Genomic DNA, 1268 nt, shown 5'->3' with positions numbered 1-1268 from the left:
GCCGTCCTCGCCGCCCCCGACTCCGACATCGGCCTGGTCGGATACGAGATGGCACTGCTCGTCGACCGCGCCGGCGCCGTTCTCACCCCCGCACTGCGCGCAGAACTCCAGGGCAGTCTCCTGCACTGACGGTCCGTCGGATACCGTCCAGGTATTCGAAGCACCTCCGCGTTCGTCCCGGGCCCGCTTCGGCGGGCTCGGGATCGGACGTTGTACGGCCTTCGCACCACCGGCTCCGGACCCGTGCCCGAGCTCGCAACGCACCGCCGCACCCTGTGAGGAGAGGAACCGTGACACCGCCCGACGACCGCAGCGGCCAGTACGGCGTTCCGTACCCTGGCACAGGCCATGACGCCTTCGGAGCACCCGGCGTCGTCGGCCACGGTCAGCAGTACGGCCAGCCGCTCCACGGCCAGCACGGCCAGCCCGGCCAGCACTACGGCCGGCCGTCGTACGGCCAGCCGTACGCGCCGGGACAGTACGACCAGTACGCCCAGCCCCGGCCCTCGTACGACGCTCCCCCGCCCGGCTACCCGGACGGAACGGTCGGGCAGCAGCCCGGCCACTACTCCGGCCACCTCCCCGGCCGCGGCCCGGTCGCCGGGCAGCCGGCCGGACACCCCGCCCCGGCGCCCGGTCACCACGGACCGGGCCAGGACGCCGGAGCGGGCGACGACTTCGAGGACGAGCCGGACTCCGGACCGCTGATCCGCCCGTTCGCGATGACCGGCGGACGGACCCGGCCCCGGTACGAGCTCGCCCTGGAGGCGCTCGTCTCCGCCGACGTGGATCCGCAACGCCTGGCCACCCTGCTCCCCGAGCATCAGCGGATCTGCACCCTGTGCACCGAGGTCAAGTCCGTGGCCGAGGTGTCGGCGCTGCTCTCCCTTCCCCTGGGAGTGGCCCGCATCCTCGTGGCCGACCTGGCCGAGGCCGGCCTCGTCGCCATCCACCAGCCCGCTTCCGGCGGCGAAACCGGAAACCAGCCCGACGTCACGCTGCTCGAAAGGGTCCTCAGTGGACTTCGCAAGCTCTAACGCGGCCGCCCCCACCCGCGCCACCACCTCCGCGAAGATCGTCGTCGCGGGCGGCTTCGGCGTCGGCAAGACCACGCTCGTCGGCGCCGTCTCCGAGATCAACCCCCTGCGCACCGAAGCCGTCATGACCTCGGCCTCCGCCGGCATCGACGACCTCAGCCACGTCTCCGGCAAGACGACCACCACCGTCGCCATGGACTTCGGCCGCATCACCCTCGACGAAGACCTCAT

At 72.4% G+C, this 1268-nt stretch carries 2 protein-coding genes and 1 pseudogene; all 3 read left to right on the top strand.

Annotation, left to right across the window (positions count from 1 at the left end; translation table 11 throughout):
- Positions 1-129: pseudogene (locus ACFXAM_RS38805) on the top strand (roadblock/LC7 domain-containing protein); the annotation flags it as partial.
- 161 nt (positions 130-290) lie between these two features.
- Positions 291-1037 (top strand): DUF742 domain-containing protein, encoded by a 747-nt coding sequence (locus ACFXAM_RS38800; RefSeq protein WP_380298647.1) that lies wholly within the window; start codon positions 291-293, stop codon positions 1035-1037.
- Positions 1018-1268, top strand: a 251-nt coding sequence (locus ACFXAM_RS38795) for an ATP/GTP-binding protein (protein WP_380298645.1), incomplete at its 3' end; no start/stop codon positions are given. The genes ACFXAM_RS38800 and ACFXAM_RS38795, both read left to right, overlap by 20 nt.

Source organism: Kitasatospora sp. NPDC059462 (assembly GCF_042749955.1).
Taxonomy (GTDB): Bacteria; Actinomycetota; Actinomycetes; order Streptomycetales; family Streptomycetaceae; genus Kitasatospora.
This window is presented reverse-complemented; position numbering and strand designations above follow the sequence as displayed.